This window comes from Mesorhizobium sp. P3_A8 (assembly GCF_056402995.1).
This window is the reverse complement of sequence record NZ_JBFUGI010000019.1, coordinates 19,299-34,474: the sequence shown is the minus strand read 5'-3', so window position 1 is coordinate 34,474 and position 15,176 is coordinate 19,299. Positions and strand designations below refer to the sequence as shown.

The 15,176-nt window shown below is 62.1% G+C and carries 16 protein-coding genes; 6 read left to right on the top strand and 10 right to left on the bottom strand.

Annotated features, from left to right (window positions below):
* The first annotated feature begins 134 nt into the window (after window positions 1–134).
* Complete coding sequence (locus AC1DX4_RS31780) at window positions 135–992, top strand: alpha/beta fold hydrolase (protein ID WP_477224076.1); 858 nt, start codon at window positions 135–137, stop codon at window positions 990–992.
* A 75-nt stretch (window positions 993–1,067) separates the two neighbouring features.
* Here AC1DX4_RS31780 and AC1DX4_RS31775 read toward each other — a convergent pair whose 3' ends face one another.
* Window positions 1,068–2,309 (bottom strand): MFS transporter, encoded by a 1,242-nt coding sequence (locus AC1DX4_RS31775; RefSeq protein ID WP_477224075.1) that lies wholly within the window; start codon window positions 2,307–2,309, stop codon window positions 1,068–1,070.
* Window positions 2,310–2,460: 151 nt separating this feature from the next.
* Between AC1DX4_RS31775 and AC1DX4_RS31770 the strand changes: the two genes are divergently transcribed.
* Entirely contained in the window at window positions 2,461–3,336 is an 876-nt protein-coding gene (locus AC1DX4_RS31770) for an AraC family transcriptional regulator (protein WP_477224074.1), read from the top strand.
* Window positions 3,337–3,365: 29 nt separating this feature from the next.
* Here the strand turns inward: AC1DX4_RS31770 and AC1DX4_RS31765 are convergent, their stop codons facing one another.
* A complete protein-coding gene (locus AC1DX4_RS31765) occupies window positions 3,366–4,358 on the bottom strand; it encodes a Bug family tripartite tricarboxylate transporter substrate binding protein (RefSeq protein WP_477224135.1) in 993 nt (330 codons plus the stop codon).
* Between the two features lie 253 nt (window positions 4,359–4,611).
* Between AC1DX4_RS31765 and AC1DX4_RS31760 the strand changes: the two genes are divergently transcribed.
* Window positions 4,612–5,397: a hypothetical protein gene (locus tag AC1DX4_RS31760; protein WP_477224073.1), complete on the top strand. Its 786-nt coding sequence runs from the start codon at window positions 4,612–4,614 to the stop codon at window positions 5,395–5,397.
* A 68-nt stretch (window positions 5,398–5,465) separates the two neighbouring features.
* Here the strand turns inward: AC1DX4_RS31760 and AC1DX4_RS31755 are convergent, their stop codons facing one another.
* The 7 genes from AC1DX4_RS31755 to AC1DX4_RS31725 all read right to left on the bottom strand — a co-directional run bounded on the left by AC1DX4_RS31755 (window position 5,466) and on the right by AC1DX4_RS31725 (window position 11,609).
* Entirely contained in the window at window positions 5,466–6,401 is a 936-nt protein-coding gene (locus AC1DX4_RS31755; RefSeq protein WP_019860650.1) for a ribose-phosphate pyrophosphokinase, read from the bottom strand.
* 168 nt (window positions 6,402–6,569) lie between these two features.
* Window positions 6,570–7,190 carry a hypothetical protein gene (locus AC1DX4_RS31750; protein WP_477224072.1) on the bottom strand — a complete coding sequence of 207 codons (621 nt, stop codon included), beginning with the start codon at window positions 7,188–7,190 and terminating at the stop codon, window positions 6,570–6,572.
* Between the two features lie 43 nt (window positions 7,191–7,233).
* Window positions 7,234–8,385 (bottom strand): M24 family metallopeptidase, encoded by a 1,152-nt coding sequence (locus AC1DX4_RS31745; RefSeq protein ID WP_477224071.1) that lies wholly within the window; start codon window positions 8,383–8,385, stop codon window positions 7,234–7,236.
* A complete protein-coding gene (gene pgeF, locus AC1DX4_RS31740) occupies window positions 8,385–9,179 on the bottom strand; it encodes a peptidoglycan editing factor PgeF (protein WP_477224070.1) in 795 nt (264 codons plus the stop codon). The genes AC1DX4_RS31745 and pgeF overlap by 1 nt, the downstream gene beginning before the upstream one ends.
* 116 nt (window positions 9,180–9,295) lie before the next feature.
* Window positions 9,296–10,384, bottom strand: a complete 1,089-nt coding sequence (locus AC1DX4_RS31735; protein WP_477224069.1) for a class I SAM-dependent methyltransferase — start codon at window positions 10,382–10,384, stop codon at window positions 9,296–9,298.
* A complete protein-coding gene (gene lgt, locus AC1DX4_RS31730) occupies window positions 10,381–11,241 on the bottom strand; it encodes a prolipoprotein diacylglyceryl transferase (protein ID WP_477224068.1) in 861 nt (286 codons plus the stop codon). Before lgt ends, AC1DX4_RS31735 begins: the two co-directional genes overlap by 4 nt.
* 134 nt (window positions 11,242–11,375) lie before the next feature.
* A complete protein-coding gene (locus AC1DX4_RS31725) occupies window positions 11,376–11,609 on the bottom strand; it encodes a BrnA antitoxin family protein (RefSeq protein WP_477224067.1) in 234 nt (77 codons plus the stop codon).
* Between the two features lie 223 nt (window positions 11,610–11,832).
* Between AC1DX4_RS31725 and AC1DX4_RS31720 the strand changes: the two genes are divergently transcribed.
* The 3 genes from AC1DX4_RS31720 to AC1DX4_RS31710 all read left to right on the top strand — a co-directional run bounded on the left by AC1DX4_RS31720 (window position 11,833) and on the right by AC1DX4_RS31710 (window position 13,358).
* Entirely contained in the window at window positions 11,833–12,135 is a 303-nt protein-coding gene (locus AC1DX4_RS31720; RefSeq protein WP_477224066.1) for an accessory factor UbiK family protein, read from the top strand.
* A 344-nt stretch (window positions 12,136–12,479) separates the two neighbouring features.
* Complete coding sequence (locus tag AC1DX4_RS31715; protein WP_013893499.1) at window positions 12,480–12,980, top strand: type III secretion system chaperone family protein; 501 nt, start codon at window positions 12,480–12,482, stop codon at window positions 12,978–12,980.
* Between the two features lie 18 nt (window positions 12,981–12,998).
* Window positions 12,999–13,358: a tRNA-binding protein gene (locus AC1DX4_RS31710; protein WP_477224065.1), complete on the top strand. Its 360-nt coding sequence runs from the start codon at window positions 12,999–13,001 to the stop codon at window positions 13,356–13,358.
* Between the two features lie 568 nt (window positions 13,359–13,926).
* Here the strand turns inward: AC1DX4_RS31710 and AC1DX4_RS31705 are convergent.
* Window positions 13,927–14,949, bottom strand: a complete 1,023-nt coding sequence (locus AC1DX4_RS31705) for a glycosyltransferase family 4 protein (RefSeq protein ID WP_477224064.1) — start codon at window positions 14,947–14,949, stop codon at window positions 13,927–13,929.
* Window positions 14,950–15,176 lie beyond the last annotated feature (227 nt).

Sequence of the window (15,176 nt, the reverse complement as noted above, 5' to 3'; positions counted from 1 at the left end):
CCGATTAATCACGGAATATGTACCACGAAAAATGATATCGCGATATATATTTTTGTAGACAAGGCTTTCGACCTGCGTTAGCCATATCGATATCGCGATATTGTTTATCGCGAAAACAATCAAAGGAGATTGAGATGGCTTCGCAGACAAAGTCCGGCTCCGGCAGCGGCACGATCACCACCAAGGACGGCACGCAGATTTTCTACAAGGACTGGGGAACCGGTCAGCCCATCGTCTTCCATCATGGCTGGCCGTTGAGCAGCGACGACTGGGATGCCCAGATGCTGTTCTTCCTGGCGCAAGGCTACCGCGTCATCGCCCATGACCGCCGCGGCCATGGCCGCTCGACCCAGACGGATATCGGCAACGAGATGGGCACCTATGCCGCCGATGTGGCCGAACTTGCCGCGCATCTCGACCTCAAGAACGCCATCCATGTCGGCCACTCGACCGGCGGCGGCGAGGTGGCGCGCTACGTTGCGCAATACGGCTCAGGCGGCCGTGTCGCCAAGGCGGTGCTGATCGGTGCGGTGCCGCCGATCATGCTCAAGACAGCTGCCAATCCCGGCGGCCTGCCGATCGAGGTGTTTGACGGCTTCCGCGCCGCCCAGGCAGCCAACCGCGCCCAGTTCTTCCGCGACGTTCCGGCCGGTCCGTTCTACGGCTTCAATCGCCCGGGCGCCGAGGTCTCGCAGGGCGTCATCGACAATTGGTGGCGCCAGGGCATGATGGGGGGCACCAAGGCGCATTATGATTGCATCAAGGCTTTCTCGGAAACCGACTTCACCGAGGATCTGAAGGCGATCGACGTGCCGGTACTGGTCATGCATGGCGACGACGACCAGATCGTTCCCATCGCCGACTCGGCGCTGCTGTCGATCAACCTGCTCAAGAAGGGCGAGCTCAAGGTCTACAAGGGCTTTCCGCACGGTATGGCGACAATCCATGCCGATGTCATCAACGCCGACCTGCTGGCCTTCTTCAAGACTTGAATTCACAGGGAACGGCAAAGAAAAAGCACCCGCCGGCTGGCGGGTGCTTCTGCATCAATTGAGGGTCGGCCGGGTCTAGGCGGCCGCCTGAGCCTTGCGGGCTTCCTTCATGTTCGGCAGGAACACCGTCAGCAGGCCCAGGAACGGCAAATACGAGCAGATCTGGAAGACGAAATCGATGCCCTTCATGTCGGCGACGACGCCGAGCACGGCGGCCGCGATGCCGCCCATGCCGAAGGCGAAGCCGAAGAAGATGCCGGCGATCATGCCGACGCGGCCGGGCACCAGTTCCTGCGCGAAGACGACGATGTTGGAGAAGGCCGACGACAGGATGAGGCCGATCAGCACGGTGAGCACCATCGTCCATTCCATGTTGGCGTAGGGCAGCGCCAGCGTGAAGGGCAGCACGCCGACGATCGAGAACCAGATCATCGCCTTCTGCCCATAACGGTCGCCAAACGGGCCGCCGAGCAGGATGCCCAGCGCCGAGGCGCCCAGGAACAGGAACAGCATGATCTGCGACATCTGCACCGACACGCCGAACTTATGGATGGAATAGAAGGTGTAGTAGCTGGCGAGGCTGGCGATGTAGGCGTTCTTGCTCAGCACCAGCAAGGTCAGCACGATCAGCGCGTTCATCACCTTGCGTCGCGGGAAGGGCGAGACGAAGCTTGCCGCCTTGCGGGTGCCTTGCGCGGCGCGCAGACGACTGTACCAGCCGCCGACCTGCCACAGAACGACAATGCCGATCAGCGAGCCGACGGCGAACCAGGCGATGCTGGTCTGGCCGAACGGCACGACGATGAAGGCAGCCAGCAGCGGCCCCATGGACTGGCCGAAATTGCCGCCGACCTGGAACAGCGACTGCGCCAGGCCGAAGCGGCCGCCCGAGGCGAAGCGGGCGATGCGCGAGGATTCCGGATGGAAGATCGCCGAGCCGATGCCGATCAGCGAGGCGCCGAGCAGCAGCAGATAGTAGTGCCCGGCATAGGCCAGCACGACCAGGCCGATCAGCGACGAGGCCATGCCATAGGGCAAGGAATAGGGCATCGGCCGCTTGTCGGTGATCATGCCGATCACCGGCTGCAGCAGCGAGGCGGTCACCTGGAAGGTGAAGGTCAGAAGGCCGATCTGCCAGAAATCGAGGCCGTAATTCTCTTTCAGCAAGGGATAAATGGCCGATAGCAGCGACTGCATGATGTCGTTGATGCCGTGGCAGAAGCTCACTGCCAGGATGACGGTGAAGGCCGTCGCCTGGGCGGAAGTGTGACTGGTGGGCGCTGGTGGCGCGACGCTGGCGGCTGTCGTATCGGTCAAGGGTGGCTCCGTGGTCTTTTTGGCGGGCACGCCCGCAGGCAATCTGGCGGATGCGCCTGCAGCCGCCTTAGAGACGGTTGCCTTATAGGCTGCTTGCAGCGCGACTTCTTTCGTGGTTTGGTCCAATAGTTTCGCAAGTGGGCCATACCCAATGCCACATGGCAGGGAAATCTTTCGCGCCGGCAACGCCGATCTCGGCCAATTGCATGAGAGTCGCTGGCAATGGCTGGAGGAGGTCGCCGGGCCGGCGGTGGCGTTGCCGACCGAATATCCCGACGGTTACCATGTGCCGCAGCACCGCCACAGCCGCAGCCAGTTGCTGCACGCGCTGGTCGGCGTCGTGCTGGTGACGACGCGGCACGGGCGCTGGATGGTGCCGCCCGACCACGCGATGTGGATTCCGGCCGGCACGGAGCATTCCGTCGAGATGCTGGGCGATGTCTCGATGCGCTCGGTCTATGTCATGCCGGGCGCGATTCCCGGCCTGCCGGAAGGGTTGCGCGTCGTCGGCGTCACCGAGCTGATGCACAGCCTGATCGTGGAATCGGAGAAACTGCCGCAAGGCGGCGAGTTGCAAGGGCGCGGCGGGCTGATCATGAACCTGTTGCTGCATGAAATCCCGACCTTGCCGGAACGGCCGCTCGGGCTGCCGTTCCCGTCCGATCCGAGGCTGGCGATACTGTGCCGTCGCTTCGTCGCCGCACCTTCGCCGCATGCGACGATCGACGAATGGGCGGATGCCGCCGGCATGAGCCGGCGCTCCTTCACGCGCGCCTTCCAGCGCCAGACCGGCCTGTCGCTGTCGACATGGCGCCAGCAGGCCTGCCTGTTCGCGGCGCTGCCCAGGCTCGCCGATGGCGAGCCGATCACCCGGGTGGCGCTCGACTTGGGCTATGACAGCGTGCCGGCCTTCATCACCATGTTCAAGCGCATGCTGGGCTCCTCGCCGCGCGGCTATATGCGTGGCACGCGAGACGGCGAAGGCATGCGGCGGACGCAGCCTCGATTGGAGGCTCCGGCGCCATAGTAAGCAGCGCCGGAGTGCGCATTGACGCCCTAATCCATCTGAACGCCGCTGGCCTTGACGATCGGCTCCCACTTGGCGAGTTCAGCCTTCACATGCGTTGCCAGCTCTTCGGGGCTGGAGGCCACGATCGAGGCGCTGAATTGGCCCATGCGCGCAATCACATCGGGATCCTGCAGCGCGTTGGCTGCTGCCTTGTGAAGAACCTCGATCACGTCCGCCGGGGTGCCCGCGGGTGCGAACAGAGCGTTCCAGCTATAGGTTTCGTAGCCCGGAATGGTTTCGGCAATTGCCGGCAAATCGGGGAAGGAGGGCACGCGCTCCTTGGTGGTGACGCCCAGAGCCCTGAGCGTCCCGCCCTTGATATGGCCCGATGAAGACGGCAGGTTGTCGAACATCATCGGCACCTGGTTTGCGATAACGTCGTTCAAGGCCGGCCCGGCGCCCTTGTAGGGTATGTGCTGCATATCAACGCCGGCCATCGTCTTGAAAAGCTCGCCCGACAGATGCAGCGGGGTGCCATTGCCCGATGAGGCGTAGGCGTATTTGTCCGGGTCCTTCTTCAACAGCTCGATCAGTTCCTTGACGTCTTTGGCGGGAAACTGGGGGTTTACGACCAGGACGTTCGGCACCAGCACAAGCAGCGATATCGGAGCAAAATCCTTCTCCGCATCGTAGGGCTTGGTCTTGAGGATCAGAGGGTTGAGCGCGTGCGTCGCAACCGTGCCCATGAGGATCGTGTAGCCGTCCGGCTCGGCCCGGGCGACCTGGGCAGCACCGATGCTGCCGCCGGCCCCGCCAACATTTTCAACGACAATCTGCTGCCCGAGGTTTTCGGACATCTTGTTGGCGACGAGACGGGCGACCAGATCCGTCGAGCCGCCCGCGGAAAAGGGGACAACCATCGTGATGGTCCGGTCCGGAAAATCGGCGGCCCAGGCCGCCGGTGCCGAAAAGACAGCCGCGATCGAAACCGCAAGCCCGAGCAAAGTCCTCCGCCGGATTGTCATCTGCACCTCCTCCATTGTTTGGAGGGGCAGTATGCCATGGCAAGCGCGTAAGGAAACCTCTGCTCGCGGTACAATGCAGAAGACCGAAGGCGCACCAAGGAAACGGCGACCGATCATGGTTGGCGCTAGGTACCTGAAACAAAGAAATAATTCTTTGCTCAGGTGCCGCACAGGTTGCCTGTGTGCGGTAGCGTCAAGCGGTATTTCAACCAACTCACGAGGAAACATGATGTCCCCGGCAAAGCCGACAGCAATCTGCGAGGAAATCTTGCGCTCGGGAATACGATACAATATCGAGCACCAAATACTGCCGAGTGAAAATGCCGTCGCAGAACGCCTTCTATCGCGAAGGGCGGAACTGATCGATGTCTACAATGAACTCCATGAGAAATTGCACGATCAGTGTCGTGCGCTAGAGTCGTTCCTTGGTACCCTTTTGAGCGCAGCTGCCTTCTGGAGCCCGGATAAACTTGCTGCCACCCGGAAGGGAAAGGAGCGGCTTGAGGTAGTAAACCGGGAGATCGCTACCAAGGCGGCAGATTTGGCCGGCCTCCTCGACGAAAGATCCGATCTTCACAACCATTCTCAATTCTACACCGACACACATTACGACGTATGCGGTGTGATTGAGGCTGCAGCCCGGGATAACTACCTTTTTGATTCCTGGGTGCGCGAAAAGCTTGCCAACTTAAGTGGGCAATTCGACCTGAAATATTGGCCAACACTGGGAGATTTCGTGCGGGAGTTGGCAACTGACGCCGACAAAGCCAGTGCACTGGCCGCCGATCCGCTTACGGCAGCAGGAACCAGCGCCTTGCGACCATCTCTCTCTGATTTTTTTAAAGCACTTTTTGCCGCGATCCTGGAAAATAGCTGCGAGAACTATGGCGCGATACCGAACGGTCTAAAGCTAACCGATAGCACATACGCTTCACTAGCGAATTGCGCCTTAGGCCTATCGTCAGAGAACCTCGTTGATTCAGCGTACGTCAAGCGGCTGCGTCAACGCCAAAGGGAAGTAGACGGGAAAGAGCAAACTGAACGTGCCCGATGATGGCTTTGATACATGCGCAAACCCATCTCTATCGAGACCAAGATCGTCCTGGTTCAGTGCGTCTCGCTTTAGTCGAACAGGCTCGACACCGATTCCTCGGTCGCTGTGCGCGAGATGGCTTCGCCCATCAGGTCGGCGATCGAGATGACGCGGATGTTGGGGGCGTCGAGGACGCCCTGTGTCGGCTGGATGGAATCGGTGATCACCAGTTCCTGCAGCTTCGAGCCGCTGATGCGGGCGACCGCGCCGCCCGACAGCACGCCATGGGTGATATAGGCGGTGACGCTGGTGGCGCCGTTGGCCAGCAGCGCATCGGCGGCATTGCACAGCGTGCCGCCGGAATCGACGATGTCGTCGATCAGCAGGCAATCCTTGCCGGCGACGGCGCCGATGATGTTCATGACTTCCGATTCGCCCGGGCGCTCGCGGCGCTTGTCGACGATGGCGAGTTGCGCATCGAAGCGCTTGGCCAGCGCACGCGCCCGCACCACGCCGCCAATATCGGGCGAGACCACCACGACATTGCCGAGCTGCTTGTATTTCGCCTTCACGTCGCGGGCCATCACCGGCACCGAGAACAGATTGTCAGTCGGGATATCGAAGAAGCCCTGGATCTGGCCGGCATGGAGGTCCAGCGTCAGAACGCGGTCGACGCCGGCGCGGGTGATCATGTTGGCGACCAGCTTGGCCGAGATCGGCGTGCGGCCCGAGGCGCGGCGATCTTGCCTGGCGTAGCCGAAATAGGGAATCACCGCCGTGATGCGCTTGGCCGAGGAGCGCATGAAGGCGTCGATCATGATGAGCAGTTCCATCAGGTGATCGTTGGTCGGGAACGAGGTCGACTGCAGGATGAAAACATCCTCGCCGCGCACGTTTTCCTGGATTTCGACGAAGATTTCCTGGTCGGCGAAGCGCCTGACACTGGCCTTGCCCAGCGGGATGTTGAGATAGCGGGCGACCGCTTCGGCCAGCACTCTGTTGGAATTGCCCGCGAAGAGTTTCATGCACCGTTCCTGGTGGAGGATGGGAAGGCCTGACAGACTCTCCCGTACCTTTTAACCGGGCTTTTAGCGGCCCGCGCCGGTATTGCAAGCGTCGAGATTGGGAATCCGCCGGCTAAACTCAAGAAAGGTTGGTGCCATCGCCGAGAGGCAACACTCCAGCACGCCTTGCTAACCCGCCTTGCCGCCGAGAAATGCCGTGAACTGGTCGATGGTCTGGTCGGCGATTGCCTGCATGGTTGCGGGCGAGACGTCCTTCCAGCTGTCGGCGCCCCCGCCATTGCCAACCGAAGGCGCCTTCATCTGGCCGTTGATGCGGTGCAGGCGGTTGCCTGCGGGGTCGTAGACGTCCCAGACATAGATGACGGTGGTGTCCTTGCCTTCCGAAATCGCCGAGAAATAGCCCTTCAGCACATGGGTCGCGGTCTGGTCGGCGCTGCCGGCAAGCGTGATGCCACGCTGCTTGGCCCGCGTCTGCAGTTCCGCCGTCAGCGGCGTGGCGGCCTCCACCGAAGCGCCGACGATCGGCGCGATCTGCAGCCGGGTCTTCGACAGGATGGCAGCGCTCTGGGCTGAGGTCAGCGGCGCGGTGGTTGCGCCACCAGCAGTGGTGGCAGCAGGCGCGGTCGGCGATGGCGCGGGAACCGTGGCCGCAGTGCTGCCCGGCGTCGCTGGCGCTGAGGTCGCCGGCGGGGTGATGGCGGAAGGTTCGAGAACGTCCTTTGCGTTGGTGCAGGCGGCAAGAGCCAATGCCACAAGCAATGACACGGTCGTCACATGCGATCGTCTCATTTGCCTTCTAACTCCTTGGCGAAGAACGCCTCCCATTATGGATTCACTGTACGATCAAGTCGAGATCATGGCGGGACAGCGGCTTCGGCTGGGATTCGGTGGTCAGGTAGGTGCGGCCAAGCGTCATTGCCGTCTCGGTCTCGGAATCCATGATGATCATGTGGGCGAACAGCGTCATGTGCGGCGCGATCGGCTCGGGGTTGCCCTGATAGAACATCGGCATGTCCATCCAGGACGGCGTGAAGCGGGCGCCGACGGAGTAGCCGCAGGCGTTCAGCCGGTGCTTGGTCAGGCCGTGCGTCTCCATGGTACGGGCGTGGGCGTCGAAGACATCGCCAAATGTATTGCCCGGCGCCATCGCCTTTTCGACGGCGAGAAGAGCGGCCCGCGCGGCGTCGAAAAGTTCCTGATGGCGCTTCGACACTTTGCCGGTCAGCACGGTGCGCATCATCGGCGCATGGTAATGATGGAAGACACCGGCCCATTCCAGCGTCAGCTGGTCGTTCTTGGTCAGCTTGCGGCGGCCGGCCTTGTAGCGGCAGAGCAGCGCGTCGACACCGGAGCCGATGATGAACTCGTTGGCCGGATAGTCGCCGCCGCCGGCAAAGACCGCGCCTTGCATGGCGGCCAGGATCAGCGCTTCGTCGCCGCCCTGCTTGATCAGCGGCAGCGCCGCGTCCAGCGCATCGTCGGAGAGGTTGGCGGCCTTCTCGGCCTTGGCGATCTCGGCCGGGCTCTTGAACAGGCGCAGCCGGCCGACAATGCCGGAGGCGTCGGCGATCTGGCCAAAAGTCTGTAATTGCTCGTCCAGCCGGCGGCCATTGAAAGCGGTCAGGCCGTGGGTGTCGTATTCGACGCCGATGCGGGCGCCAAGCAGGTTGAGATCGTTGAGCAGATTGCGCAGGTCGACCGCCGGGTTGGCGCCGTTGCGGTCGGTCCACAGCACGATGTTGTCGATGATCGAGGTGTGGCGCGCCTGGCGCAGGTCGGCCGAACGGGTCAGAAGCACCATCGAGCCGTCGGCCTTTACCACCAGGCACTGGAAGAAGCAGAAGCCGAACGTGTCGTAGCCGGTCAGCCAGTACATGCTTTCCTGCGCGAAGAGCAGGATGGCGTCGAGTTTCTTCTCGGCCATCTCGATCATCAGCCGGTCGCGCCGCGCGTCAAATTCCGATCGTTCAAAATGCAGCGCCATTATACCTTCTCCAAAACGATGGCCGAAACCTGCCGGCCGTAATCGGGCTCCTTGCGGTGCGTGGTGCGCCGGTAGGAGTAAAACAAATCTTCCTCGGCATAGGTGCAGCGGCCGAGGCCCTCGGCGGTCACGCCGGCCCTGGCCAAACGGTCGACCGTGTAACGGTTGAGATCGAACATGGCATGGCCTGATGTGGCGGAGGGCGCGAAGTAGCTGATGTTTTCCGCGTCGACCTCGACGAAGCGGGCGACGAATTCCGGCCCGACTTCGTAGTTTTCGGGGCCGATCGAGGGGCCGAGCACGGCGACGATGTTTTCACGCCGGGCCCCCAGGCTTTCCATCGCGGCAATGGTGTTTTCCAGCACGCCCGTGAAGGCGCCTTTCCAGCCGGCATGCGCCGCGCCGATGATGCGCGCCCCGGCATCGGCGAACAGCACCGGGCCGCAATCGGCGGTCGAGGCGCCGATGGCGATGCCCGGCCGGTCGGTGACGATGGCATCGGCCTTGGGGCGTTCGCCGGCAAAGGGTTCCCTGACGACAATGACGTCGGGGGAATGGATCTGCCAGGCGGTCAACAGATGGCTCGTCGGCACGCCCATCCAGGCGGCGACACGGGCACGGTTCTCGGCCACCAGCGCCTTGTCGTCATCCGATCCGGTGCCGATGTTGAGGCCCTGGTAGATGCCGGTCGAGACGCCGCCTGTACGGGTGAAATAGCCGTGGCGGATGCCTTGTGCCTGCGCCTTGTCCAGCAGCGGCGACCGAACGGGATCCGGTTTGGTCTGAGTGAGCATGCGGGCGTTGTTGTCCGTGTGGGCGGTTTCGTCAAGAAAAAGTCCGGAAGCGAGGTGGCCGGCGGTTCGGCCGCTCTTTTGCCGGACGGGAGATTGGGAGGGGCAGCGGTGAAAAGTCAATCCGCCGTGGCAAAGGGCCGGATCGGCACACCGCGCGGCAGGACCGCAAGCACCTTGAACAGCTCGCCCATGGCCTGCGGTCCGGCAAGGCGTTCGACATCGCCGGTGATCTTGTCGCGTGCCGCCTGGCCGGCATCGGCGCCAAGCCGGCCGGCGCGCTCGAGAATGCCCATGCCGAGCAGGAAATTGCCTTGCGTCGACAGATGGGCGTCGAGACCATGCGCGCGCACGGTCGCGGCAAGGGCGGCGAAATCGACATGCGAGGTGAGGTCGGCTTCGCCGGGATTGGCCAGCACATCTTCGTGATTGTGCCGGCGCAAGGCCTGCAGCGTGTCGCCGACACCCGGCTGGAGATGGCCATAGTCGAGGAACAGGCCGGCGCCGCCATGGCGGGCCATGCGCTCGGCAATGGCCGCCATCAGCGCGGTGCGGGCGGGAGCGATCTCGACGACCGCCCCTTGCGGCGCTTCAGCGGCGTCAACGGGCAGCAGCGTCGGGTCGACCGAGCTGGCGCCGGCGAAGAAACAAAGGGCATTCTCGTCGTCCAGGCTGACCATGCGCTCGCGCCAGCCCGTACCGGCGCGGACGAACTGGCGGATCGGCACAGCGTCGAACAATTCGTTGCCGACGATGAGCAGCGGCTGATCGGGCAAGGTCTCGATGGTCTCGTGCCAGCCAACCGCGAAAGGTGTCGCGCCGAGCGTCTGTTTCTGGACCTCGGTCAGGCGCGGGCTGGTCTCGATCATGGCGAAGACGGCGCCATTGGTCAGCGTGGGATCAAGCCGCGACAGGGTGCGCAGCATGTCCTTCATCAGCGTGCCGCGGCCCGGGCCGATCTCGGCAATGGTCACCGGCATCGGCTTACCCGTCGCCAGCCAGGCCTGGTAGAGCCAGACGGCGACGAGTTCGCCGAACATCTGGCTGATCTCCGGCGCGGTGATGAAGTCGCCGGCAGCGCCGAAGGGCTCGCGTGTCGTGTAGTAGCCGTCGGCGGGGTCGAACAGGCACAGCGCCATGTATTCGTTGACGGGAAGGGGGCCGAGCGCCTCGATCAGGTCGACGATGCGGGTCTTCAACGGCGTCATGTCGCCTGCGGCTGGGGTTGCGGCACCGGCTTGGCGGTCGCCATTGCCCAGATGCCGGCCAGCACCATCGGCGTCGACAGGATCATGCCCATGGTCAGCCAGTTGGTGCCGAGGAGATAGCCGAGCTGCTGGTCGGGTTCGCGGAAAAACTCGACGAAGATGCGCGACAGGCCATAGCCGCAGATGAAGGCACCGCCGACGAAGCGCGGCGTCTTCAGCTTGAAGCGCGAATGGGTGAGGATGCGCAGTACGAGGAACAGCACGATGCCTTCGAGGAAGGCTTCGTAAAGCTGGCTGGGATGGCGGGTGAACGGTCCGCCATTGGGGAATTCTATTCCCCAGGGCACATCCGTCGGCCGGCCCCAAAGCTCGGAATTGATGAAGTTGGCGACGCGCACCAGGCCGAGCCCAACCGGCACGCCGGCGGCCACGACATCGAACAGCGACCAAGTGCGGATGCCGCGCTTGATGGAAAACAGCGTCATGGCGAGGATGACGCCGAGCAGGCCGCCATGGAAGGACATGCCGCCTTGCCACACCGCGAAGATGTCGAGCGGATGCGCGATATAGCGTGCCAGATCGTAGAACAGGACATAGCCGGTGCGGCCGCCGAGCACGACGCCGATCGCCGCCCAGACGATGAAATCGTCGAGGTCCTCCGGCTTCATCGGCAGGATGCCGTCGGGCCACAGCTTCGGGTTGGCGGCGAGACGCTTGGCGTACCACCAGGCAAACAGGATGCCGACGATGTAGCCGATACCATACCAGTGCACCGCCAGCGGACCGATCTGGATGAGGATCGGGTTGATCTGGGGAAACGGCAGCGATGCCAGCGGCAGCAGGAAATATTCGTTCAACGGGAAACTCTCGGTTGCGGTCGCATTCGGGCGCGGACCATGCGGTAGGGTTTTGGCAGGGTCAAGGCAAGGCGGTTGCCGTCAAGTGTCGCGACGGATCACCATTGCCGGCCATCGTGCCGTGGGTGTTGAACTCACCCCTTGGCGGCCACCAACTGCCGCAATGCGTCGTTGATCCTGTCCTGCCAGCCAGGACCCTCTTCCTGGAAATGGTCGAGCACGGCCCGGTCGATCCGGATCGAGACGAGCTCCCGCACATTTGGGGCGGTTGACGGTTCGCGGGGTGGTGCTGCCGGCTTCTTGACCGGCTTGAAGGCCGCTTCGGCGGCTGCGAATGGATTTGTCGGTCGGCGCGGGGGCGTTGCCATTCGGTTAACCTTGGGTTGGAGACGAGCGCTGCTGGACGCGAGACGCGATGAAACCACAATAGGCGATTTGGCGTTCTCAAGTACAGCTTGGGGCTGTTTGAGAGCTTCATTTGGGCATGACACCGCCATGCGCCATAGCAACGCAGACGCCGCACCAGCCCTCAACGTTCTTGCATTCGGCGCTCAGCGCCACTACGTCATTTCGAGCAAGCGAGGATTTGCCATGTCGACCGGACCGAACCGCATTCTCGATGAATTCGCCAAGCTGATGACCGATGCCGCGGGCGCCGCGCAAGGCGTTCGCCGTGAGGTCGAGACCGCCTTCAAGGGGCAGGCCGAGCGTATTCTCAACACCATGGACGTTGTGCAGCGCGAAGAGTTCGAGGCAGCGCGCGAAATGGCGGCCAAGGCCCGGGACGAGAACAGCAGGCTTGCCGCCCGCATCGAGGCGCTCGAAGCGAAGCTCGCCGAACTGGCCGGTGATGCCGCACCAGCGGCGGCGGCGAAGCCCCGTGCAAAAAAATAATCGTTAAACTTTTCCACATAGTGCGATCCTGAAAATCGCTTTGCCGTGAATCGCTTAACGGCATTGCATGAATCTTTGTGACAGCGCCTTTCCACATGCGAATGCCGCAGTGCGAAAAATTGGGCTGTTCACGCGACTCCCGATCAATAGACTGAATTTGTTGCATGATTCGGAGCAGGGTCATGCGACCGGGCGGTGGGGTCCGGTCTGGGGTCTTTGCGTCGAGAAGTAGTCTTTAGCGCGAAGAAAGTCCTGGCCGTCCGAGTTCTAGATCAGATTGTTCGTTGTGTGTGCCCTCCCGCGGAGCGTGTGGCGGCGCTCCTCAGAACGACAGGAAGCATTCCATGGAACTTCTCGAACTCGAATTCTCCCGCGAAATCCATCCGGTGGATGTTATCGAGCAGGTGGCCCACAACAATGACTGGTCCTTCGAACGGGCCGGCGACGATGAAATTTCGATCTCGGTCGCCGGCAGCTGGACCGACTATCACGTCTCCTTCTCCTGGATGGAGGATTTCGAGGCGCTGCATCTGGCCTGCGCCTTCGACATCAAGGTGCCGGAGACTCGCGCGCTGGAAGTGATGCGGCTGCTGTCGCTGATCAACGAGCAGATGCTGTTCGGCCATTTCGACCTCTGGGAGCAGGAGGGCGCGATCATGTTCCGCCAGTCGCTGCTTTTGGCCGGCGGGGTCGAGCCGTCGAGCCAGCAGGTCGAGGTGCTCTTGTCCTCGGCGCTGGAAGCCTGCGAATGCTATTTCCAGGCGTTCCAATTCGTCGTCTGGTCGGGAACCTCGGCCAAGGATGCGCTGGCCGGCGTGCTGTTCGAGACCTACGGCAACGCTTGAGTCCCCGGTAAGACAGACATGAGTTCGAGCAGCGAGCGCAAGCCCGAGATCAGTTTTGCCGATTTCGATCGTGTCGACATCCGCGCCGGCACGATCGTCGAGGCCGAACGGTTTCCGGAAGCGCGCAAGCCTGCGTTCAAGCTGAAGATCGATTTCGGGCCTGACATCGGCATCAAGAAATCGTCGGCGCAGATCACCAAATACTATACGCCTCAGACGCTGGTCGGCCGGCAGGTGTTCGCGGTGGTCAATTTTCCACCACGCCAGATCGGGCCGTTCATGTCGGAAGTGCTGACGCTGGGCTTTCCCGATGAGGAGGGCGCGGTGGTGCTCGGCGCCATCGAGCGCAAGGTGGCGGACGGCGGGCGACTGTTTTAAGCGCACTCCAATCCGTTGTTGCCGTAGAAATTCGAAGCGCACTTAAAGCTGGCGTACTCTTTCTGCGCCAGCAAAAATATATAGCATGGAAATGAAGCCTAATATCAGCAGGCTTTTGTCGGCCAAAATGCCAACGCTTAGAACGAAATAGGCAGAAATCTGGTAAAGGAACGACATAACAAAATTCTTTAAATTTCCCCTTCTGTTCCACGTTGAAAATATGCATATCAAAGTAATCAATATTGGAAATGTCAATAACATCCAGTGATTTATATCGGATGAGTATGCGCCGACGTAAAGGATCAACGACAACAGGACTGTTGCGGCCTTCCAACCAACATTTTTAAACCTGTGGAAGACCTGCATGCACGACTCTATTCCGGCCCAGTGTTGGGCAACTCCGCACCCGCAATAGATGGAAGCTTAGCGCTTGGTGATATGGAAATTCGCCGCCACATTAACGGGTCTACCGAGAATGTCACCTGGATAGGAGGCGGGCCAAGAATCTTGGTGCGGGAGATATCGACGTCCATAGAGTACGTAACCGCTTGGACATACCGGTTATTCTTTAGGCCGCCAGCTTGCGCGTCCTGCCGAGCGCTTCCTCGACACAGTCGAGGAACATTTCCGCACAGGCTTTCCAGCTGTAGCGCATGGCGCGTTCGCGGGCTTCGGCGCGGTCAACCTTGAGGGCGGCGAGTGACGCATCGCGAAGGTCGGTCGAGACCGCGCCGCCAATGCCGTCGCCGACGATGTCAATCGGTCCAGTCACCGGATAGGCGGCTACCGGCGTGCCGCTGGCCAGCGCCTCGATGATGACGTTGCCGAAGGTGTCGGTGCGGCTGGGGAAGACGAAGACATCGGCCGAGGCATAGATCTCGGCCAGTTCGTCATTGGGGCGGTGGCCGAGGAAGTGCGCCTTGGGATATTTCGCCTTCAATTTGGCAAGCTCCGGGCCTTCGCCGACGATCACCTTGCTGCCGGGCAGATCGAGGTCGAGGAAGGCGGAGAGGTTCTTCTCGATGGCGACGCGGCCGACGCAGAGGAAGACCGGGCCGGGGAAGCCGAGATCCTTTCGCTTGTCCGGGCGGAAATGGTCGGTGTCGACACCGCGCGTCCATGGCCTCAGCTTGTTGAAGCCGCGCGCAGAAAGGTCGTCGGCGAGCGATTGGGTGGCAACCAGCGTGCCCTGGCCGGAATTGTGGAAATCGCGCAGCCAGCGATAGGCCCAGCTTTCCGGCACCGGCAGACGGGCGCTGAGATATTCGGGAAAGCGCGTGTGATAGCTGGTGGTGAACGGCCGGCCGGCGTTGCGGCAATAGCGCCGCGCCATGATGCCGAGCGGGCCTTCGGTAACGATGTGGACGTGGTCCGTCTTGTAGGCATCGATCAGGCGCGCGACATGGCCTGGCGTGGTCAGCGCCAGCCTGATGTCGGGGTAGGTCGGCAAGGGCAGTGTGCGAAAGATGTTCGGGGTCAAGAAATCCACCGACACGTCGAAGGATTTCAGCGTTTCGGTGAGCCGCTCCAGCGTGTGGACGACGCCGTTGACCTGCGGGCGCCAGGCGTCGGTGACCATCAATATGCGCATGGCGGCCCTTTGCTGGAAAGGTCGACGGTTGCCTTGAGACGATGCCGGAACGGCGACCAGCCGGCTGCCCGCGCTTCGCTCCAGCGCACCCGGGCGGGCACGGGGTCGAAGTGGGGCGGCAAGGCCGAATCAAGTGATGTCGCGCGCTTCATGCGCGCTCTTCACCATGGTTTCATGACGGGCGGATGAAGCCCAATTTCCAACTGGCTAAGAGCCTGACCGAAAAT